The sequence below is a fragment of the Trichocoleus sp. DQ-A1 genome (assembly GCF_039961955.1).
GTDB lineage: Bacteria > Cyanobacteriota > Cyanobacteriia > Cyanobacteriales > FACHB-T130 > FACHB-T130.
In genome coordinates, this window is sequence record NZ_JAMPKE010000056.1 from 1 (window position 1) to 19,664 (window position 19,664).

The following is a 19,664-nucleotide window of genomic DNA, read 5'->3' on the forward strand; positions in this document are numbered from 1 at the left end:
TCCTGTCAACTTTGCCGTCAATTTGATAGCCGGCTTAATTGCCTACTGCCACCAGCCCAAGAAGCCCTCCCTGATCAACGATGCTGCCTTGCCTGCTTAACCCGAACTCACGTTAGCTAGGGATCGGTAGAACTGGAAATCGGATGGATCGAAGAAACTTGCTGCAATTTTTGCGCTTCCAGCACTTCTAGCCTAGCCAGCGATGTAGCCGCGTCTGCTAACTGTAAAGCCAGATTTACCCGACATACGGGATCTGTTGCTTGCCAAAGATCCCGCGACAGACAATGTACTCGATAGCGAAACATTTTAATGGAGTATGACGGGATGGCTTTAACAGTCATGGTTACAATCTCTTTTCTACAGAAGCTTGAATGTCTAGAAGTACCCGTGCTGGCTCTAGATAAACAAATGTCAGTATGATTACTTGTTCGTCCGTACTGATTGTCACATCATGAAGGACTTCTTGCGGTAAAACCCGTTCATGCCTCACCACTACAGTGTATTGCCCAATTGGCAGGTCATCAAAGCCCGCGTCTGCATGAATCAGGTCAATTGTCTCCTGAGCGATCGCTTGCCCATTTTGCCTAAGTAAAGCGATAAAGGCAATGCCATCAATTGAAGTCAGGGCATGATTCTCCTGATTGCGAATCATGACATAAATATCAGACATTCACTCAGACCTCTGTTTCCAGTTTCATGAGTGTATCCGATAACAAACGCGATCGCTTTTTGGTTTAAAAAGCAGTAATTTGTTTAAAGTAGCACTACCAGCACGATCGCTTTTGTGTTCAATAACGCGATCGCAGCAGTTACAGAAAGCCAGCGACAGGGTACCATTGCTGTAGCAAACCCCAATTGAGAGGCGCTATGTTCATCAGCCTGATTGCAGACTACGGAACCGGCGATCCAGCTTTTGCAGAGGTCACGCAACGTCTTTTGATGGCTTTACCTTCCTCCCAGATTCACTGCCTCTCGGTTCCTCCCTTCAGCACCTTGGCAACTGGTTTCTGGATTGCTCAACTCGGACTCAATCCTGGTCCCGAAGACCGTCTCATTTATCACAACTGCGCTCCTCGCCAAGATGACCCAGAAGCACGGCAAAACAATGAAGGCGAGGGATTAACTTATGCGCTGTTGCCTAATGGCGTCAAAGTAGTGGGTGTGTTTGCTGGTTACACGCTCTCTTTTATCAAAGACCATGCTCAAGTTTTGCAAACAGTCAAGGTTTCTAGAGGCGGGTCGCAGTTCCGTTCGCGGGATGTGTTTCCTAATGCAGCCGCCGCGATCGCTCAGGGAGATACTAGCTATTTAGGAGAAGTCTTAAACCCTAGCCAAATCCCCGATGCACCGAGCGATCGCGTTGCCTGGATCGATGGTTACGGGAACATCAAAACCACAATTCCCGCTGATACCCTCAACCTAAAACCGGAAGAAAAAGTAGTGATTCGGGTCGGGGATGTCGTGAGCGATGCCGTTTACTCTGACGGCAGCTTCCGGGTGCCACAGGGAACTTTAGCATTTTCACCAGGAAGTTCCGGCTGGAATGCTGCGAAGGATGGAAAGGCTATCCGTTGGATGGAATTATTTTTGCGAGGCGGCAATGCTTGGGAACGCTTCGGCAAACCCCGCGTGAATCAGGTAGTGACACGACTCTAAATAAGGAATTAAAAATTATCCTTTCTGAATTTTTAATTTGCCGTTTCTAATTCTATAGCGGCTCTTTCGGAGCATTGCCGATTAGCGCTTGCACCAAATTCCAAAATGCCGAAATAAATGCCCCTCCTAAGACAACGAACATCAACATAGCAAGCGCGGCAAAGGGAGAGGTAATGAATAAAACGATGAACGCCAGCAATAGAATCGTCAGTAGTGCCTTGTTCATAGATATTTTTTCCTTCCGATTCAGGTCTACTCTCAAAGCATAACGAGAGGGTTTGTTGTCGCGTCCCCTTCTGTGTGCTGAATTAAATATCATCACACTGGGAGATGATCTACATAGCGAGTCACTCTTAAAGAAGCCAGGAAGCTGCTAAGAGCAAGAGCCGCTGTACTTTGTGCCGCTACGAAGAACGCGATCGCTTTTAACAAATCTTGGCTATCGCAAATCGCCTTTGGTGAATTATTATCAACCAGAGATAGAAGTAGCACCAAAACTAATTTGCACCTATGGCTTACACCCCTAAAATCTTGGCATTTGCAGGTAGCACCCGCATTGATTCTTACAATAAAAAGCTGGTACAAGTTGCTGCGAACGGAGCGCGGTCAGCGGGGGCTGAGGTGACATACGTGGATCTGCGCGACCTACCGATGCCGCTATACGACGAGGATCTGGAAAAGAGCGAGGGAATGCCTGAAAATGCGCGGAAGTTTAAACAGCTGATGATCGAACATCAGGGACTTCTCATCGCTTCTCCGGAGTACAACAGCTCAATTACAGCCGTTCTGAAAAATGCCATTGATTGGGCGTCACGTTCAACCGCACCAGAGGAACCCCCGCTCGTGGCTTTTGCGGATAAGGTAGCGGCGATTATGAGTACCTCACCGGGAGGATTGGGCGGTTTACGCTGTTTAGTCCACCTGCGCTCGATCCTGGGAAATATCAGAGTTATTGTTCTTCCCGATCAGATTGCGGTGCCTAAAGCTTTTGAAATATTTAATCCCGACGGTACGATGAAAGATCCCAAGCAGCAAGAGTCCATCGAGAAGTTAGGCGAAAAAGTTGCTCACGTGGTGGCGAAGTTGCACGGATGAAATATGGCGCTAAGAGCGATCGCTGATTTGCTAAACCTAAACTCGATCAAAGTAACTACTTGTGAGGCTCTAACCTTTTAAAAGCTCTTAGAACAACCAAACACAGCAAAGCCCCAATTAAGCTCATTTGCCATAACCCACACCCAGCAGCAATTCCTAAAGCAGCGGAAACCCAAGTAGCCGCAGCCGAGGTGAGTCCACGAACTTTAACACCTGTTTTCGATTCGTCCTGAGACTCGCGTAAAATTTCTCCTGCGCCTAAAAATCCAACCCCGGCTGTAACGCCCTGAATGACTCTGCCAAGAGCCTCAGCACTTTCTTGTGCCGTACCGATTTGGAGGGGCACGAGAACAAAGAATGCTGAACCCAGACTGACCAGCATATGGGTTCTTAAACCTGCTGGTTTGTTCTTGAGTTGGCGCTCTAAGCCGATGACTGCCCCAACCAGCAAGGCAAGGCATAGCCTTAAGAAAATTCCTAAGCCATCATTGGGAGAAAGGATGTAGGTTTGTGGCAATGTTGTGCTACTAAAAACGAAGTTTCAACCAGTCTAGTTTACAGGCTGGTTTATATAGATGACTAAAAGGGGAATGGGTGCGAGCTAACCATTCCCCTTTTATTCGCTAACGGAGAGGGGGGGATTCGAACTCCCGGAACCTTTCGGTTCATCCGATTTCAAGTCGGACGCAATCGACCACTCTGCCACCTCTCCAGGTGTGTTTTTTTATCATATCAAGGTTGTGGAATTTGTTACTACTAACTTAAAACGGGTTGGATCGCTGGCTCGGTGCGATGGTAAAGAATCTGCTCAGATGCAACGGTGAAGTCTTTACCAACCCAAATCAGGGAGACTTGGGAGACGATACCGCCTTGCAGAGAGACGAGAGAGAAATTATGTAGGCGGTTTGTCTCCGTTTGGATAATCCGAGGTACGCTGGCTGAATTTAAGTAAACGGTTCCCTCTGCGCTGACATAAACTGGGGTTCGCAAGTGGATCTTTGTGTGGCGCATAGTGTGGTGCATATGACCAAAGGTGACGAGGGGAATGGTTTTCCCTGCGTCGCGAGTTTGGGCGATCGCATCTGCAAAATCCGGATCGCCATAGTCGCCACCGATAGGATGCCAATCTTTGCCACAGGGGTCTTCTGGGCGATCGCCTAACCCGACAGGGCCATTGTGACCTATAAAAATAATCGTTTCAGAAGCAGCACTCTGAGCCGCTGAGAGAATTCGGGCAGTTGACTCCTCGAAATTCTTCACCCCATACCGTTGTTCGTAGAACTGGGCATTTTTCCAGACTTCTCCCCCCCAGCTAAAAGGGCGACTCCCAACAACTGTTAAATTCAGGGCGGGAAAATCAAGCAAACCGTAACCGACATGGGTTTCTCCCAACAAATCCATCTGTTGCTGCACCCGGTCTTCTTTCTGGCGGTCGTAGGGACACCGACTTCTGCCCCAATCTGAGGCGCTGTACCAAGCGTCATGGTTGCCAAATATTGCCGCTTTGGGAAGCTCAAGAGATGCGATCGCTCTTACCACATCCACCGACTCATTGCCGAAATCCCCTACAAATAGCACTAGGTCAACACCCAGATGCTTGAGGGCAATTTCATCATCGCTGTCCCACTGGTCGTGAATATCGCCAACAACCGCAATTTTGATGGGTTTTTCCGGGTTCCTCTGATTGCTCATCCTATCTTCCTCGTCGGTCTTTCTCCAGCATAAAAAAGCATCGCCTGTTTTCGCAGTATCCTCTGGTGTAACTCCTTTTTTTGTTGGTGAGCGATCGCGTGATTTGATTTTGCCAGGAACACTTGCCTGGTTGGTCGGGGTCTAGAGCGTTGTTCACTTTCGACACAATTCACCGCCAGGTAGCACAAGCCGATGAGCGCTCCGACAGATGGATCTCACTCTCATTGAGAACCGCTATATTAAAGCAAATTTTCTCTGACCTAACTTGCCCACAAGTTTTGGTAAAAACAACTATAATTACTGATTACACGCCTAGCGATTTGATTCCCCCAAAAAATTATCACTGTGTTTACTACTACACTTCCTCAGCGTAATTTTGCTCAGACAGCGGCATTCCCTCACGATTTATTTGAGGCAATTAACGCCCTCAAAAAAGAGTTAAACGCTGTTATTCTTGCTCATTACTATCAAGATTCTGATATTCAGGATGTAGCAGATTATATCGGAGATTCCTTAGAGCTTTCCCGAAAAGCAGCCAGCACAAATGCGGATGTCATCGTGTTTGCGGGGGTTCACTTTATGGCGGAAACTGCCAAAATTCTCAACCCCGACAAGTTGGTACTCTTACCCGACCTCAACGCTGGTTGCTCGTTGGCAGACAGTTGTCCTGCGGATGCTTTTGCTAAATTTAAGGCGGCTCACCCCGGTCATATAGTCGTTTCTTATATCAATTGCTCTGCCGAAATTAAGGCAATGAGCGACATTATTTGCACCAGTTCCAACGCAGTTAAACTGGTTCTTCAGATTCCAGAAGACCAGCCGATTATATTTGCCCCCGACCGGAATCTGGGACGATATGTAATGGAACAATCGGGGCGAGATTTGGTGCTGTGGCAAGGTAGCTGTATGGTGCATGAAACCTTCTCTGAAAAGAAGATTGTCCAGCTAAAAATTGAACATCCAGAAGCTGAAGTGATTGCCCATCCAGAGTGCGAACCGTCGGTGTTGCGCCATGCCAATTACATCGGTTCTACTTCAGCACTGTTGAAGTATTCTCAAGCAAGCTCCACTCAGGTATTTATTGTGGCGACTGAGCCGGGAATTATTCACCAAATGCAGAAGCAGGCACCTGACAAACAGTTTATTCCAGCACCGCCAATGAACGACTGTGCTTGCAATGAGTGTCCTCATATGCGGTTAAATACTCTGGAGAAGCTGTATTTAACAATGAAAAATCGGGCACCGGAAATTACTTTACCGGAAGAAACGCGAGTAGCGGCGCTGCGTCCAATTCAGCGGATGTTGGAGATGAGCGCTTAGTCAATGTTGGGTTGGGAAGGAAACCTGATGGAAAAGAACCCCACCCCCAGCCCCTCCCCGCTTGCAGGGCGGGGAGATGGAGTAAGAGGCGCAGGCGATCGCTTGGTTGGGGTTCTTCATTTCGGGGGATCGATTGGACTTGGTATAACAAGCAACAATGAACGATGAATGAGCAACCAATTGAATGGCAATGAATAGAGAGTGCTTGATCGTTTTTACTCGCTATCCAGAGCCAGGAAAGGCAAAAACTCGGCTAATTCCAGTTTTGGGGGAGGATGGCGCTTCAAATCTTCATCGCCAGATGACCGAGCATACACTCTCGCAGGTGAGGGAACTGCAAAGCGATCGCGCGACGAGAGTGGAAGTTTATTTTACTGGCGGCGACCAGCAGTTGATGGAAGACTGGTTGGGAGCTGATATCATCTATCAGCCGCAGGGTAAGGGCGATTTGGGACAGCGGATGAAGTCGGCGTTTCAAACGGCTTTTGCGGCTGGAATGGAGGGTGTTGCCATCGTCGGTACTGATTGCCCTGGTTTGGATGCGAAAATAATGGCGCAAGCATTTGAGCAGCTAAACGGTCATGATTTAGTTTTGGGACCAGCGATGGACGGCGGCTATTATTTAATTGGGTTGCGGCGGGTGATTCCAGAATTATTTGCGGGAATCAACTGGGGAACCTCGGAGGTGCGAGAAAAAACGGTAGCGATCGCTATCTCCCTTGGATTGGCAGTTGCTTATCTTCCCTCCCTGTTTGATGTTGACCGTCCAGAGGATCTTGAAAAGTTACGAGTTTTGAATTTTGAGTGATAGAAGCGGCAAGAATTTCCATCATTATTCCCGTTTTGAATGAAGCTGCTGACACGATTCGGTCAACATTAGCGAGTGTTCAGAATGTCGAAAATGTGGAAGTAATTGTAGTGGATGGGGGAAGTCAGAATGAAACCATCGCTCTTGTGCAATCCTGGGGCGTTAAAGTTCTGTTTTCCACTGCTGGACGTGCCTACCAAATGAACGCGGGTGCAACGGCTGCGACAGGAGATATCTTGTTATTCCTCCATGCAGATACCTCTTTACCGCCAGGGTTTGAAAAATTAGTGCCTCTGACACTAGCCCAGACTGGAACCGTTGCGGGTGCCTTTGAACTCAAAATTAATTCTCCAATACGATCGCTACGTCTAGTTGAAAGGATGGTGAATTGGCGATCGCGCTTTTTTTCCCTACCCTATGGCGACCAAGCTATCTTCTTGAAAGCTTCTCTATTTCACGATATTGGAGGTTTTCCCAATCTCCCCATCATGGAAGATTTTGAATTAATTTGTCGCCTGAAACGCTTAGGGCGAATTGCTATTACCCCTGCTCCGGTAATAACTTCAGCCCGTCGCTGGCAGAAACTTGGGGTGCTGAGAACTACGGTGATAAATCAGATAGTAATTCTTGGCTATTTCTTAGGAGTTTCCCCATCTCAACTGGTTAAATTTTATCGCGCTAAAAAGTAAGTAGAGAACTCATCTGAAAATTTTATTAATATAACCTGAGTTCGGGATAAGAGAGGGGCAAAACAGATAGGCTGAAAGTGCTAAATTGTTATCCATCTGCTTGCCCCATGTCCAGTCTAGAAGAACTGTTTTGCTGCGTCGATGACTTCTGCCAAACCTTTGAATCACTCTCTTGAGTGCCAACTTCTTAGTAACATCTGCCTGTTGAATTGCACAGCTTTTGGCAGCCGCTGATCGCAACTGTCAAACCACTTAATCTTGAGTGGAAACACAACCAAAAGGTTATGAGTGGGAATTCAGCACCGAGTTAAATAAGTCTGAGTTTGCCCCCGATGAATGAAGCCTTGTATTTGAAAGCTGTGCAACCATCTCGGCACGGGATGAAACCTCAAGCTTACGGAACATTCGCTTTAAAGCTTGCTTCACAGAATTTTCAGTAATCCAAAGTTGATTGCCAATTTCTGCGTTGGTTTGCCCCAACGCCACCAATTCTGCAATTTGCAACTCGCGAGGTGTTAAACGTTCGGCTTTGCCGTTCTGAAGGCAACCGCTATTAAACAGTTGGTGCTGTAACTTTCCTGCAAAAATGCTTTGTGAATCCACTGTTGCAACCCAACTCGATAAGTGCAGGCAGATGGCACCTAAATCGACTAGATTTTCGCTATCAAAGGCAGGCATTACCTTTTCACGTGTGCAGCCAACTACACCCACGATTTGATCGTGATTGATGATAGGTCCTGCCATCACATGCCAGTGATCTGGACGAGGACAGACTAATTTCCAAGTCTTGGGGGTTGTCACTAATGCTTCGTGAACCGGAGCATAGCGCTCCGCTAAATAACGCGCCACAGGATTATGCTCGATTGAGAGTGCAATTTTCAGGATTTTCTGAAAATTGCGATCGCTTAAGGGCAGTTGGTTAAAGAAAAAAAATTGCCCATCGTTTCGCTGCAAAATATTCACCAATTTTTGGCGCGATTTGCGATCGCAGGTCGGATTTGCTATGGGTTTGGCGAATGGCTGACAACAGAGGCTCTAAGGAATTTGTCATACGTGAAGGGGTCTAAAGTGTACCCGATCGAGGTCTAGAAGCATTAAGGCGCTCAGCCTATATTAGCTTTAATCTCAATAATCCCCTGATATGACTATCAATCCAGAAATCGATCGCACTTCTATCCGCGCGATGCAGGTCGGCTTTTATGCGACTTCAGTCATCTTTAACCTATGCTTGATTACTCAATTATTGACAGTCGGAATCGCCTACTTTATTAGTCCTGCATGGTGGAATATTCACGTTTGGCTAGTCCGAGGATATGGTGGACTGTCATTAGTATTACTAGGATGGTCATTTTTCACCCCATTTCCACCTCAAATACAACGCCTCACTGCGAGTCTACCCGTGCTGCTGGCACTACAGTTTGTCAGCATTCATCTCAAGAGTCCTTTGCACCTAGAGATACTACACCCTTTGATAGGATTTTCGTTACTCTACGTTTCTTCAAGCCTTGTCCATCGTGTATGGCGCAGCCTATCGCTCAATCATCGGCATAATGAACAAGTTTAAGAGGTAGAGATGACACAAGAGGCAATCTTTAGTCCCTTTTTTGCAACACTGTTTCTGACACTCCTAGTCTGGGTGTATATGTACATTCGTCGGATCGGTTTTATCAAAAGCCAGAAGATCCGTCCGCAAGACCTTGTTGCATCTAGCGCACCCGTGCAAATCTGGCCGCGAAACGTATCCAATCCATCAGATAACCTAAAAAATCTGTTCGAGATTCCGGTACTTTTTTATGCGCTCGTACTCTACCTTTTCGTCACAAAACAAGTAGATATAGTGTACGTAACCGCTGCGTGGATCTTCGTTGGGTTTCGCGGATTGCATAGCGCCGTCCACTGTACATTCAATCTCGTTATGCTTCGGTTCTACCTCTACCTGTTCGCCACCCTCGCGGTTTGGTTCATCGCGTTCCGCGCAGCCCTTACTCACTTTGGCGCGTAGGTATGCTTTCATAAATTTGCGTAATGTTTTCAGCTACTTGGGTTGAGACGTGCGATCAATCCCAGACATCAAATTGAGATTGGAACAACCATGTAAACGGTGGAAAAACTCTGGATGTGCGAATCGAGAAATCATCTTCTAATCCGTCAAATCCGACTGAAAAAATCGCCCTCTAGGAGAAGAAAAAGCGATCGCATTCTCACGATAACTGAATGTGAAAATGCGATCGCGAAGCGCCGACTTTGTCGGTTCGCCCATTAGAATCCCGATCCCAACCACTTGGCAAAATTGTGTTTTTGGGCGTCGTCAGGAGACTCCACTGGCACAATTTTGTAAGCACTTGGGCGTGGATCTGCTAAAGTCACGAGTGGCATCCGGAGTTCATCTTGATGGAAAACCGTCACCTGAATCGTATTCCCCGGTTGGTAGTCTTTCAAGCGATCGCTCAAAGAAAGTGCCGTCACTCGGAAGCCGTCAATTGCTAGCAATTCATCTCCCGCATCAATCCCTGCTAACTGAGCTGGAGAACCCACTTGGACAAATTTGATCGCCTCGCGCCCATTCTCTGTCTTCGCCGTCACACCCAGAAAAGGAACAGGTTCCTCTTCCTCAACCACCAACCGCAAGCCAAAGGGTTTCAGGTACTCGTCAAAGGGCAACTCCTCGGTTCCATCAACGTAGCGCTTAAAGAAGTCGCTCAAATCCATATCAGCGACTGATTCTATAACTTGCTGCAATTCTCCTGGAGTGAAGCCGGTTTCCGGCTGTCCAAACTGCTGCCACATTTGCCGCATCACATCATCGAGCGATCGCTGATTGCTATGACGCCCTCGAATCAGTAAATCCAGCAAAAATGATACCATCGCCCCTTTTAGATAGTAGGAAATCTGAGAATTTCCACTATTGGCATCCGGTCGATACAGCTTAATCCAGGCATCAAAACTCGATTCACTCGCCGGTTGCACCAGCCGCCCTGGTGTCGTTTGTAACCGCGAGATTTCCTTGCCTAACTCCTTCAAGAAAGACTTTGCATCATAGATTCCCGCCCGGAACGGAATCACCAAGTCGTAATAACTGGTCGTCCCCTCACTAAACCACAGAGAAGGCGTATAGTTTTCCCCAGTATAATCAAACACTTCCAATCCTTTGGGACGGATGCGCTTCACATTCCACAGGTGAAAGAACTCGTGGGCGACCAGCTGCATAAAGCGATTGTACTTCTCGCGATCGCGGAAACCAAAGCGATTGTAATTCAACGTGCAAGCATTCTTGTGTTCCAAACCTCCAGCACCTGTGGAAGCTAAATGCAACAAAAACACATATCGGTCATAGGGTAAACCTCCAAATATCTGGGATTCCACCCCAATAATTTTCTGCGTGTCCTCAATAATCCGCTCTGGTTCGGCGTTCCCCTGTCCCCAGATGGCTAACTCATGAGCTTTCCCTAAAACTTCAAAATGATACAACTGGTGGCAACCAATCTCAAAAGGACTATCTACCAGCGTGTCAAAATCGGGCGCTTGGAAGGTGTTCGCTTGCCCATCCGCCGTGGGTAATGGAGTTGTGACGCGCCATTCGGGTTTGGGCGGCACAATCGTCACTAGAATGGGTTGTTTTTCAAATTCGGGTATATAAAATAACAGAGCAGCGCTGTTAAAATAACCGTGAGTCCCGTCCAAATGATTGGTTCGCACTGTTAGTTCATTGGCAAACATTCGGTAACGCACCGTAACTTCCGACACACTGTTTGTCTCTATTTGCCAGTGATTTTTGCTAAGCTTGCGCCACGCTAAAGGTTGTTCGCTGGAATCAGCCGAAAAGTCTTGCAAATGTTTAGAATACTCGCGCACCAAGTAGGAACCAGGAGTCCAAACGGGCAATTTTAAATCGAGAATCGGTGACTGCCAGTTTTGTACGGTAAAAGTTACGTCAAAAAGATGCGATTCCGGCTCCCGTATCACCACCTGGTAATGAATTTTTGGTGCGGTATTGGATAAGCGATCGCGGCGAACAACTGTTGCTTCTGTCATTTTTAGCTTTTATCAATCGTAGATATCCACTAATTTAACTAGCAATTTTTGGTCAGTGGTTAGCCGGTAGTCAGAAATTCGGTTTTCAATTAGTAGAGATAAGGATTAACGACATAAGTCCTAAATGATTCGCGCAGGGGAGATCCTCAACTTCGCGAGAGAAGCCAGGGATCTGAACATCTGGAATCTCACGACTAAACTCGTCCTGCTAGATGCGTTAGCTGCTTGATGTTGAGAAGATGGAGCGTCTCCTGCTCTGGATCGATTTTAATCCAGCCTTTACTTTCCAGTTTCTCGATAATTTTGCTAGTGTCTTCAACGCCGATATCTGTAACGTTAGCCAAATCTTTAGAGGGAATATTATAGATTTCCATTCCTTTTTCAGTGGCTTCACCATAGTTTTCTCCCAAAGCAATCAGCGTGTTCGCTAATTTTACGGCTGGAGGTTGATGACGCATTTGAAAGCGGAGGTTCGTTTGGCGCAGACGCTTCACCATCAGTTGCAACATCCGGTGGTGCAACTGCGGATCTTTGAAGAGGGTTTGAATGAAGCGTTGGGCAGAGACGCTGAGCAATTCTACAGGTGAGAGGGCAATCACATCGGTTGAGCGGGGAGATTCATCAAGAATTGCCATTTCCCCAAAAAAATCACCTTTGCCCAAGATTGCTAGGGTAACGACATTCTCCCCAGAGAGTCGTCGGACTTTCACCCAACCCGACACGACAAAATAAACTGCGTTGCCCCAAGCGTCTTCCATCAAAACCGCTCTGTCTGATGGGTACTCGTGTTCGACTGCGACAGACAAAAGCCATTCTAATGTCTCTGGAGCGGCAGTGTTAAAGAGGGGGAACAGCTCAGAAAAAGCTTTGGTCTGCATGAAAGGAAGTGTGAACTATAAAGTATGAATTATCAAGTTTAAAGTTTGAACGAGCAAGCTTGGAAAATAGGATTATCTAAGTCGGGATATTCGTCGATTCATCCTTTATGATTTATCCTACCCTACTGCAACGGGTGCGAATTCGTTCGTGCAGGCTAAGGCAATCGGTGGCACATTACAGCCTTGATTTCATCCATCGCTTCAGCGATCGCGATTTGCCTCTTGCTTGGAGCATTCATGCTTTTCTGTTCAGCTTTCAGGCAATAACAGGCAATAAGCTGGTTACTCCTACGCTCTTCATTACATCACAGATGAGCCATATTGTCCTTTGACTTGGGATCAAGGTTCGCGCGATCGCTGGGCATTCGTTTGAGTCCTTCCAGTTGTTGCTCGATGCTCGTAAGCAAGTGATGCACGGCTGGCAGGGCTTCTATCTGAGCCGGGTTTGGGGCGGGATGGGATGAAGTACGGAGAACTGAGTCTGAGGCGCTGGCATGGTATATCTGATTCATCTTGCGCTGGAGCTTCTGGGCAAGATTTAAAGCTTCCCCCCAGAGAGTTTCTAGTTGCTGCTGCTGATAAGCTCTCAAAGCTTCTCCGCGAAACACTTGCATAACTGCCTCATCTCCGTACTCACCGGGGATGATTTGCAAGCGCAGTAACAGATGATTGTGCTGATAGCATCGCTCAATCTCCACCACTTTGGTTTGTTCGACTGGCATTAATTGCAGATTTCCGATTCGCTTTAGCTCGTCGATGACTCCTTGAAGTATGGGTAGCGCCAATCCTGGGATAACAAACTGCAAGACATTGTTTCGACTACAGAGAATGTTTCCTTCATAGAGCTGTCGTTCGCAATCCAGCCGATCGATAGTTCCATTCAGCACCCGCTTTAACAATTCTTTTAACATCTGCTGGGGTGGTAGGGCTGCCAGATTAGCAGTGAAACCAGATAAGTGATGCTGCGATCGCTCTTGCCATTGGGGGGAGGGATTGCCAGCGGGTGAAACTGTAGCGTTGCGCTTCACTTGCGGCGATTTTCTCAAAGGTTTTTCTGGAGCTGGTTGCGGCACTTGAGTGTTGGGGCGATCTGCCTCCACTTCGACCAGTTCTTCCGGACTATCGACAATCAGAGTTGGGAGGGTTTGCCGTTCTATCGGATCGGAATTTTTGCTTGGGCTTTCTCGATCTGGCTGCGTGTCTAAGTGTCCAGTTGCCGGCGTGGGCGGTTCGGTATGGGCTTGTTGTTTGCCGATGCCCGTATTGTGTTTCAAGTACGCGCTGAGGATTGCCTGGAGAGCGTCAGCGGCTATCGGCTGGGTTTCTAACGAGTAGTTTTGATAAGTTAGGATACGACGGACATAATCCAACGAGACTGTGTCTGTTGGATTTACCATGCCCAGTTTCAGGCAGGTGCCTTCTAAGGTGATGGGCAAAATTTGATAGTACAGACAGGCTTCAAAGGGCAGGAGCTTGTCAATCAATCTAAACATTTGATTTGCATCTATCAGAGCCACCCAGGAAAAGAGTGGAGAGGGTATCAGCACCAGTAGTAATTACCAGCCGCAGCTTGGTTACTCCGAGTGCGGTCATGGCGAGTTACAGAACTTGAATTGTGAATATCCTAGATGCCCCTGCGATCGAGTTTCAGCTATTATCTAGCACCTTGTTCTGAATAAATCAGTTTTATCCATATAGTTATAGTTATGCTACCCCTCTGGGAAGAAAATATTGCTAGTTGTCGAAAACTAGGTTAAGAATCGCTCCGCAAGGCTTGAGCGGCTAGATAAAGTTTGCTCCATTCGCCCATGACTTGGTGATTTTTCAGGTTCAACTCAGCAGCGATCGCGTCTAGGGTTTTGCCTGCTTTTAAACCATCAATTAACTGCCGCTGCACGGAGGGGAGAGTGGCGTAGAATTGCTCCCACTCGATTAGGGTCAAACCCAGGTTGTGTTCTTGCAATGACGCTTCTAGCCAACTGGCGACTAATTCTGGCTGGCTTTTAACGGCAAAAACCCGAATGGCATGGTAGCTGACTTTTTCGCGCAGTCGATAGACTTCTTTGATCTGTAGGTTTAAGGCGCTAGCAATCGCTTCTTGGGACTTGCCTTGCAGATACAGTGTCAGCCAATCAGCAGCAGATTGACTCACATTTTCGGCTAGATAGTCTTTAAATTCCTGCTTGACAGTGGTACGTAACGCTTGTTGTTCTTCCCAAACTTGATTTTCTTGGTACTGAGTGACTGCTTGAGCGTCTAACAAACTCACCGGGCTGTCTGTTTCATCGGGCGTCACTTCTTCGGAAACCAGCCGTACCAGTTCGCCATCGGGTACGTGAGTCATGCCGCCTCGCTGAGAACGCCGTAGATAATTCACAAACCGATACACTAACAGCGGTTGGTTGCGAATCGGCCTGAGGCAATACTCTTCGATACTGGTCATCAGTAGGGAATTGCGGAGGCGAGTATCACTAGGAGTACATTGGGCAATCCAAGCAATTTGCTGTTGAATGTAGCGATCGCTGTGTAATAGTTCCTGAATTACTTCTTGCAATACATCGACCACTGCCCGCTGGCGATCGCGCGAAAGCGCCACCCAAGTACGGATTTTATTGCGAAGCAGCACTAAGCTGCCCAACCGAGTCGTAAGATTCCGATAGGCACGCTCTGGTCCCACGCCTAAATAGCGCTGCCGTAAAATTCGGTAACGATATTCCATTGCTTGCCGAGCAATTGTCATCTGGCTTGGGTTCAGGGCTTCAAATCGTTCTAAATCTTCTCCGATCAGCCAGCGCGTAATACTTTCTTGCATTGCTGCGCTAGAGTCGGGATAGTCGGCTACAATCTGCTCTCGCCAATTCTGTGCCAGTTCTTGGGCCAGTGACATGGAGTTTTGAGTATTTAGCATCGTTTGAGTTTTCAGTTTTGAAGCCGGAAATTCAGACAGAGGAAGACTGACTTCAAACTCATTTTCCTGATTTAAAGTTTGCTCTACAAACCTCATCTCTCACCTCACCCATTTAAGGAGCAACTGACCTCTATTTCATCATGTCTACCTTGAGATAGAAGTGATCGCACCACCCTGGATAGTTTGACTCCTAACATCTATGGAGTGAGATTTTGATCTTATTGCCTTGTGCGTTGAATCACAACATTTAGTTGGTCAACTCATGAGCGATAATGTTAGATTTTGTTAAGTAAAGAATGATTAAGAAAGGTTTACTTTTGACGATGAAAGCCACATTAACAAGATTCAGACGGTGCTAGACTGATTCCCGACTTCTTCACCCTCAACTTCTCAAAAAACTATGCAACCAGAGCAGACAATCGCTGCTGGGCAACAGTCAAAGGAGGAACAAGAACTCATTTTGAATCCAGTAGACCATGCGATCGCTTTGTTTAACCGCTCCCATCACTTAGTCTTGTTTAATCGAAAATTCAGTCTTCTTTGGGGACTTCCCCCCGAATGGCTGGGTCTACAGCCGCATTGTAGCGAAGTCTTGGCTGAAGTGGTGGCGCAGGGCTATTGGTCGCAGCAGCAGAGCGAACAAATCGCTTCAGCCCTTAGCGAAACCGAAACAGAATACATTTCCTTTCCCGTACAGCAATCTAACGGTATCTGCCTAGAGATAGATACCACACTGACGAGTGATGGGGGACGCCTGTTTACCTTCCGCGATGTCACCAGGTATCAAGACTACCAGGTAACTTTAAACGCTGAGGTGAGGCGGCTGACTTTTTTAGTAGGTTTGATGGAACGGTTGCAGCCTGCCAGTGACTTGCAGACAATCGGAAAATTTGCACTTTCCTATCTGGTGGAGACAATGGGTGCAGCGTTCGGCGATGTCAAGGTAATTACGGGTCAAGGCATTGATGCCTATGCCGATATTCTCACCAATCAAATTTCTGGTCGATTCATCGCGACTCACGGCGAAGCTGCCGTTGCCGAGATGCAAGCCTTTCTCGATCGAGGGATTCCCTATGGTCAAGGGTTATTGTGGCAAGTCGTAGAAACCGGCAAGCCAGTATTTGTTGACGATTATTCTAAACATTCCCAGGCAGTGTCGGCATTTCGCCATCCGGCAATTGGTCAACTGGGCATTTTTCCCATTCCCGCCGCCAATGGCAAGATTATTGGCGTCTTGACGCTGGAATCTCGCACTCATCAGAGACTTCAGGACGCTCCCCAACAGGATATACTCCTGGTCGCTTGTCGCACGCTGGGCGTTGCCATTGAAAGGGCCCAGGCGCAAGAACACCTGCGCGAAATTAATCAGAATTTAGAACGGGCTTCCCAAATGAAGTCTGAGTTTCTGGCTGCCATGTCCCACGAACTGCGGACACCCCTCAACAGCATTTTAGGGTTTTCGGACTTGTTGCTGCGGCAAATTGCCGGTTCCTTGAACGAACGCCAGATTAAATACGTGCGGGTGATGGAAGAAAGCGGTCAACACCTGTTGCAGCTGATTAATGACATTCTGGATCTCTCCAAAATAGAAGCCGGAAAGGCAGAACTCGAACTCCAGCCAGTTTCCATCCTGGATCTTTGCAGGCAGTGTTTGCAAATGATTCAACCCCGTGCGGATAAAAAGCGACTTGCCTTAACCCTAGAAATAGACTATCGGCTGGGGCAGGCATCTTTAGATGAACGCCGTGTCCGCCAGATATTAATTAATTTGCTCTCCAACGCTGTCAAGTTTACCCCAGATCGCGGGCAAATTAAATTGAGTGGACGACTGGCTTATGGCACCCAGTTGATTGGGGAATTTCGACCGGATCGCAGCCCGGTGAATCCTAGCACGCCTTTCTTGTGTCTTGAAGTCAAAGACTCAGGTATCGGGATTTCTAGAGATAAGTGGCATTTGCTGTTTCGCCCTTTCCAGCAGGTGGATGCTTCCTTAACGCGGCAACATGAAGGAACTGGGTTAGGTTTGGCGCTGACGAAGCGACTGGCGGAACTCCACGGCGGCACCGTCTCTCTGGAATCGGTGGAAAATCAGGGGAGTACGTTTCGCGTCTGGTTGCCGGTAACGGAAATGAGTCAAACTTTGACAGAGGCAGCGAACCCAGTGCCAAGCCAACAGCAGTCATCATTGCTCAAAGGTGGTGTATCTTCTGGGAATGCCAAGCGAGTTTTGGTGGTGGAAGATCAAGCTTTCAATCAGGCATTGATTTCTGATGTACTTGAGTTAGAAGGGTATGCAGTTGAGTTAATTTATAACGGTGGCACGATGATGGAAGCGTTGCAATCGCCCTTTGTGACGCCTAAATCGCTGCCGCACTTGATTGTCATGGATATCCAACTACCGGGGGTGGATGGGTTTGAAATTATCCGTCAACTCAAAGCCAATCGCTTGTGGAAGTCGGTGCCAGTAATTGCAGTAACGGCAATGGCAATGGCGGGCGATCGCGATCGCTGTTTGGCTGCTGGGGCAAATGGTTACATCAGTAAGCCAATAGATATCGATCTCCTCACGACTACCGTCCGCTCTTTTATGCAGGATTAGAACCCCAAAGAATCCATGAGGGGCAAGGATACCCTGTCCCTATACCCTATTTGAATCTGCAAATTGAGAGGTGTGGCAGACCTCTAGGTTTACGGGGTGGGGTTCACCCTTACTGCATCCAATCGAGAATTGTTACAACCAAAGGGCTATCTATCTTTGGGAGAAAGATCATCTCTTGATCGGTTTGTTTTTCGATCTACCAGATGGTTAATTGTCTTTACCGAAGTCCTGTGTTTCAATAATGTTAAAGTTCTCTCAGTTACCGGCGACCTCGGAGGAGTTAGATTTCCATCTATCTACCTACCTGTACTGAAAGAAAACTTGTCAAGCTTAGGAATCGTCAGGGGCATCTAGTTAGAATTACTGGTTCAGCGAACAACTGCTTTAAGTAGTTACACTGAAGGAAAATCATAGGCGCGAGTGTAATGGTGGCTAACAGAAGTAGTTTTCCATAACAGCGCCACTTGCACTTATATTGTCAGTCCCATGACAAAGCCCTTGCCGCGCATTCTGTTAGTTGATGATGAACCCAATAATTTATTGCTGCTAGAAGAGTTGTTGTATTCACAAGGATATGAAACTCTAATAGCTTCATCAGGCGTTCAAGCACTGGAAGTTGTCAAAGATTTTCAGCCAGATTTGATTTTACTGGATGTGATGATGCCGGATCTGGGAGGCTTTGAAGTTTGTCGCCGGTTGCGGGAGGATGCAAAGCTACAAACGGTGCCGGTGATTTTTTTGACGGCTTTGGATGATGAAGAATCCAAGCTTCGGGGATTGGAAATATTAGGTGATGACTACTTCACCAAGCCGATTAAAACTACTCTCCTTTTGAAAAAGATTGCGAATACTCTGCGTTTGATCGAGATGCGATCGCAGCATTCCGGGCAACAAATGCAGGAAAAAATTAAAGAAAAAACGAAGCGTCAACTATCAGCGGCATGGCGAATCAATGAATATCTCTCAGAGAAGTTTCGGCTATTTGTGCCGGATCAATTCTTGAGACGCATTGCACCCGAAGGGGTAGAGTCAATTCAACTGGGAAACGCCAGGGAAGAAGAATTGACGATTTTGTTTTGTGATATTCGGGAATTTACCGCGATCGCGGAAACTCAAACAGCCAGCGACACCTTTGAGTGGCTGAACGCTTTCTTTACCCAGATGAATCAAGAGATCGCCATCAATTATGGATTTATTGATAAATTCCTGGGAGATGCACTGATGGCGGTGTTTGACCGCACGGGAAACCACGGACAGGATGCCTTAAGTGCGGCGGTGGCGATGGTAGACAGCTTAAATCGGTTTAATCGCGATCGCCAACAATACAACCTGGAGCAGCCGGTGAACATTGGTATCGGCATTCATACAGGCGTTGCCATGATTGGGACAGTGGGTTCAGACCGGCGCATGGACTCTACTGTAATCGGCGATGTCGTGAATACTGCCGCCCGTCTAGAAGAATTGACAAAGCTTTACGGCTGTCACATCCTTGCCAGTGATGCCGTTATTGCCCAGATGAGACAACCGGAGTTATTCAACTGTCGGTTGATTGACCGGGTGATCCCTCGCGGTAAGCAGCAAGCAGTTGACCTCTACGAAGTCTTGGGTACACAAACTCAACTGTTCCATCAAGCAAAGCTACTTTATTAATCCATCTGAACTAATGCAGCTAGCTGATGGTGCAATATAAAGCTTATCTGGAACACAGCAATAGTGTGTGCCAAAGCGTCTCATTCATGCATCTGAGAATTGCTGCTATAGGATCTGGATAACAGCCGCAAGATTTAATGAATTATAAGCTATATAGTTTTGCAGCCTTACAAGCTTAATTTATGCTTAGCGGTCAAGGGCTTCAAAATAGACTTATGTATTTTAACGTGAGTTCGGGATAAAAAAGGGCGGAGCAGATACGCTGAAAGTGCTGAGTTCTCAAGTATCTACCCGCCCATGCTTAGTTTAGAAGCTTTGTTTTGCCACGTCGATGATT

Annotated in this window: 19 protein-coding genes, 1 tRNA gene and 2 pseudogenes; 10 read left to right on the forward strand and 12 right to left on the reverse strand. The window is 47.2% G+C overall.

Annotated elements, in window-relative coordinates; genetic code table 11:
• A pseudogene (locus tag NDI33_RS26915) lies at window positions 1-100 on the forward strand (IS982 family transposase); the annotation flags it as partial.
• A 16-nt stretch (window positions 101-116) separates the two neighbouring features.
• Here the strand turns inward: NDI33_RS26915 and NDI33_RS26920 are convergent.
• Window positions 117-341, reverse strand: a complete 225-nt coding sequence (locus NDI33_RS26920) for a hypothetical protein (RefSeq protein ID WP_190428966.1) — start codon at window positions 339-341, stop codon at window positions 117-119.
• Window positions 342-343: 2 nt separating this feature from the next.
• Window positions 344-670 carry a hypothetical protein gene (locus NDI33_RS26925; protein ID WP_199292014.1) on the reverse strand — a complete coding sequence of 109 codons (327 nt, stop codon included), beginning with the start codon at window positions 668-670 and terminating at the stop codon, window positions 344-346.
• 197 nt (window positions 671-867) lie between these two features.
• Between NDI33_RS26925 and NDI33_RS26930 the strand changes: the two genes are divergently transcribed.
• Window positions 868-1,656: an SAM-dependent chlorinase/fluorinase gene (locus NDI33_RS26930; RefSeq protein ID WP_190677507.1), complete on the forward strand. Its 789-nt coding sequence runs from the start codon at window positions 868-870 to the stop codon at window positions 1,654-1,656.
• A gap of 52 nt (window positions 1,657-1,708) precedes the next feature.
• Here the strand turns inward: NDI33_RS26930 and NDI33_RS26935 are convergent, their stop codons facing one another.
• Both NDI33_RS26935 and NDI33_RS26940 read right to left on the reverse strand, forming a co-directional pair.
• Window positions 1,709-1,882, reverse strand: a complete 174-nt coding sequence (locus NDI33_RS26935) for a hypothetical protein (RefSeq protein ID WP_190427526.1) — start codon at window positions 1,880-1,882, stop codon at window positions 1,709-1,711.
• 92 nt (window positions 1,883-1,974) lie between these two features.
• Window positions 1,975-2,148 carry a hypothetical protein gene (locus tag NDI33_RS26940; RefSeq protein ID WP_348245686.1) on the reverse strand — a complete coding sequence of 58 codons (174 nt, stop codon included), beginning with the start codon at window positions 2,146-2,148 and terminating at the stop codon, window positions 1,975-1,977.
• Window positions 2,149-2,166: 18 nt separating this feature from the next.
• Between NDI33_RS26940 and NDI33_RS26945 the strand changes: the two genes are divergently transcribed.
• Window positions 2,167-2,751, forward strand: coding sequence for an NAD(P)H-dependent oxidoreductase (locus NDI33_RS26945; protein WP_190677511.1), 585 nt, complete (start codon window positions 2,167-2,169; stop codon window positions 2,749-2,751).
• A gap of 55 nt (window positions 2,752-2,806) precedes the next feature.
• Here the strand turns inward: NDI33_RS26945 and NDI33_RS26950 are convergent, their stop codons facing one another.
• From NDI33_RS26950 to NDI33_RS26960, 3 genes are all read right to left on the reverse strand, one after another.
• On the reverse strand, window positions 2,807-3,268 hold the full coding sequence (locus NDI33_RS26950; RefSeq protein ID WP_190415128.1) for an MgtC/SapB family protein: 462 nt from the start codon (window positions 3,266-3,268) through the stop codon (window positions 2,807-2,809).
• A 110-nt stretch (window positions 3,269-3,378) separates the two neighbouring features.
• Window positions 3,379-3,463, reverse strand: a tRNA-Ser gene (locus tag NDI33_RS26955).
• Window positions 3,464-3,507: 44 nt separating this feature from the next.
• Window positions 3,508-4,443 carry a TIGR04168 family protein gene (locus NDI33_RS26960; protein ID WP_190677513.1) on the reverse strand — a complete coding sequence of 312 codons (936 nt, stop codon included), beginning with the start codon at window positions 4,441-4,443 and terminating at the stop codon, window positions 3,508-3,510.
• 345 nt (window positions 4,444-4,788) lie between these two features.
• On the opposite strand from NDI33_RS26960, the gene nadA reads away from it, so the two are divergent.
• From nadA to NDI33_RS26975, 3 genes are all read left to right on the forward strand, one after another.
• Window positions 4,789-5,763 (forward strand): quinolinate synthase NadA, encoded by a 975-nt coding sequence (gene nadA, locus NDI33_RS26965; RefSeq protein WP_190677515.1) that lies wholly within the window; start codon window positions 4,789-4,791, stop codon window positions 5,761-5,763.
• Between the two features lie 190 nt (window positions 5,764-5,953).
• A complete protein-coding gene (locus NDI33_RS26970; protein ID WP_190677531.1) occupies window positions 5,954-6,571 on the forward strand; it encodes a TIGR04282 family arsenosugar biosynthesis glycosyltransferase in 618 nt (205 codons plus the stop codon).
• Entirely contained in the window at window positions 6,571-7,260 is a 690-nt protein-coding gene (locus tag NDI33_RS26975) for a TIGR04283 family arsenosugar biosynthesis glycosyltransferase (RefSeq protein ID WP_190677533.1), read from the forward strand. The genes NDI33_RS26970 and NDI33_RS26975 overlap by 1 nt, the downstream gene beginning before the upstream one ends.
• Before the next feature lie 282 nt (window positions 7,261-7,542).
• Here NDI33_RS26975 and NDI33_RS26980 read toward each other — a convergent pair.
• Window positions 7,543-8,311: pseudogene (locus NDI33_RS26980) on the reverse strand (LuxR C-terminal-related transcriptional regulator).
• A 90-nt stretch (window positions 8,312-8,401) separates the two neighbouring features.
• Between NDI33_RS26980 and NDI33_RS26985 the strand changes: the two are divergent.
• A complete protein-coding gene (locus NDI33_RS26985; protein ID WP_190677517.1) occupies window positions 8,402-8,824 on the forward strand; it encodes a DUF6220 domain-containing protein in 423 nt (140 codons plus the stop codon).
• A gap of 9 nt (window positions 8,825-8,833) precedes the next feature.
• Window positions 8,834-9,262 carry an MAPEG family protein gene (locus tag NDI33_RS26990; protein ID WP_190677518.1) on the forward strand — a complete coding sequence of 143 codons (429 nt, stop codon included), beginning with the start codon at window positions 8,834-8,836 and terminating at the stop codon, window positions 9,260-9,262.
• A gap of 257 nt (window positions 9,263-9,519) precedes the next feature.
• Here NDI33_RS26990 and NDI33_RS26995 read toward each other — a convergent pair whose 3' ends face one another.
• The 4 genes from NDI33_RS26995 to NDI33_RS27010 form a co-directional block, all read right to left on the reverse strand.
• On the reverse strand, window positions 9,520-11,292 hold the full coding sequence (locus NDI33_RS26995; protein ID WP_190677520.1) for a M61 family metallopeptidase: 1,773 nt from the start codon (window positions 11,290-11,292) through the stop codon (window positions 9,520-9,522).
• Window positions 11,293-11,486: 194 nt separating this feature from the next.
• Window positions 11,487-12,170, reverse strand: coding sequence for a Crp/Fnr family transcriptional regulator (locus tag NDI33_RS27000; RefSeq protein ID WP_190677521.1), 684 nt, complete (start codon window positions 12,168-12,170; stop codon window positions 11,487-11,489).
• Window positions 12,171-12,475: 305 nt separating this feature from the next.
• Window positions 12,476-13,663: a hypothetical protein gene (locus tag NDI33_RS27005; RefSeq protein ID WP_190677523.1), complete on the reverse strand. Its 1,188-nt coding sequence runs from the start codon at window positions 13,661-13,663 to the stop codon at window positions 12,476-12,478.
• A 260-nt stretch (window positions 13,664-13,923) separates the two neighbouring features.
• Window positions 13,924-15,057 (reverse strand): HetZ-related protein 2, encoded by a 1,134-nt coding sequence (locus NDI33_RS27010; RefSeq protein WP_190415684.1) that lies wholly within the window; start codon window positions 15,055-15,057, stop codon window positions 13,924-13,926.
• A 421-nt stretch (window positions 15,058-15,478) separates the two neighbouring features.
• Between NDI33_RS27010 and NDI33_RS27015 the strand changes: the two genes are divergently transcribed.
• The gene (locus NDI33_RS27015; protein ID WP_190677526.1) at window positions 15,479-17,677 is read left to right on the forward strand and encodes an ATP-binding protein; all 2,199 of its coding nucleotides are present in this window, start codon (window positions 15,479-15,481) and stop codon (window positions 17,675-17,677) included.
• Between the two features lie 486 nt (window positions 17,678-18,163).
• A complete protein-coding gene (locus NDI33_RS27020) occupies window positions 18,164-19,327 on the forward strand; it encodes a response regulator (protein ID WP_190677528.1) in 1,164 nt (387 codons plus the stop codon).
• The last annotated feature ends 337 nt before the right edge of the window (window positions 19,328-19,664 follow it).

Excerpts from the sequence above, each read along its gene's own strand:
- NDI33_RS26935 (WP_190427526.1), bottom strand. The coding sequence starts at position 1,882 with ATGAACAAGGCACTACTGACGATTCTATTGCTGGCGTTCATCGTTTTA.
- NDI33_RS26925 (WP_199292014.1), bottom strand. The coding sequence starts at position 670 with ATGTCTGATATTTATGTCATGATTCGCAATCAGGAGAATCATGCCCTG.
- NDI33_RS27015 (WP_190677526.1), top strand. The coding sequence starts at position 15,479 with ATGCAACCAGAGCAGACAATCGCTGCTGGGCAACAGTCAAAGGAGGAA.
- NDI33_RS26930 (WP_190677507.1), top strand. The coding sequence starts at position 868 with ATGTTCATCAGCCTGATTGCAGACTACGGAACCGGCGATCCAGCTTTT.
- NDI33_RS26995 (WP_190677520.1), bottom strand. The coding sequence starts at position 11,292 with ATGACAGAAGCAACAGTTGTTCGCCGCGATCGCTTATCCAATACCGCA.
- NDI33_RS27000 (WP_190677521.1), bottom strand. The coding sequence starts at position 12,170 with ATGCAGACCAAAGCTTTTTCTGAGCTGTTCCCCCTCTTTAACACTGCC.
- NDI33_RS27010 (WP_190415684.1), bottom strand. The coding sequence starts at position 15,057 with ATGTCACTGGCCCAAGAACTGGCACAGAATTGGCGAGAGCAGATTGTA.
- NDI33_RS26945 (WP_190677511.1), top strand. The coding sequence starts at position 2,167 with ATGGCTTACACCCCTAAAATCTTGGCATTTGCAGGTAGCACCCGCATT.
- NDI33_RS26985 (WP_190677517.1), top strand. The coding sequence starts at position 8,402 with ATGACTATCAATCCAGAAATCGATCGCACTTCTATCCGCGCGATGCAG.
- NDI33_RS27020 (WP_190677528.1), top strand. The coding sequence starts at position 18,164 with ATGACAAAGCCCTTGCCGCGCATTCTGTTAGTTGATGATGAACCCAAT.
- NDI33_RS26970 (WP_190677531.1), top strand. The coding sequence starts at position 5,954 with ATGAATAGAGAGTGCTTGATCGTTTTTACTCGCTATCCAGAGCCAGGA.
- NDI33_RS26920 (WP_190428966.1), bottom strand. The coding sequence starts at position 341 with ATGACTGTTAAAGCCATCCCGTCATACTCCATTAAAATGTTTCGCTAT.
- NDI33_RS27005 (WP_190677523.1), bottom strand. The coding sequence starts at position 13,663 with ATGTTTAGATTGATTGACAAGCTCCTGCCCTTTGAAGCCTGTCTGTAC.
- NDI33_RS26960 (WP_190677513.1), bottom strand. The coding sequence starts at position 4,443 with ATGAGCAATCAGAGGAACCCGGAAAAACCCATCAAAATTGCGGTTGTT.
- NDI33_RS26990 (WP_190677518.1), top strand. The coding sequence starts at position 8,834 with ATGACACAAGAGGCAATCTTTAGTCCCTTTTTTGCAACACTGTTTCTG.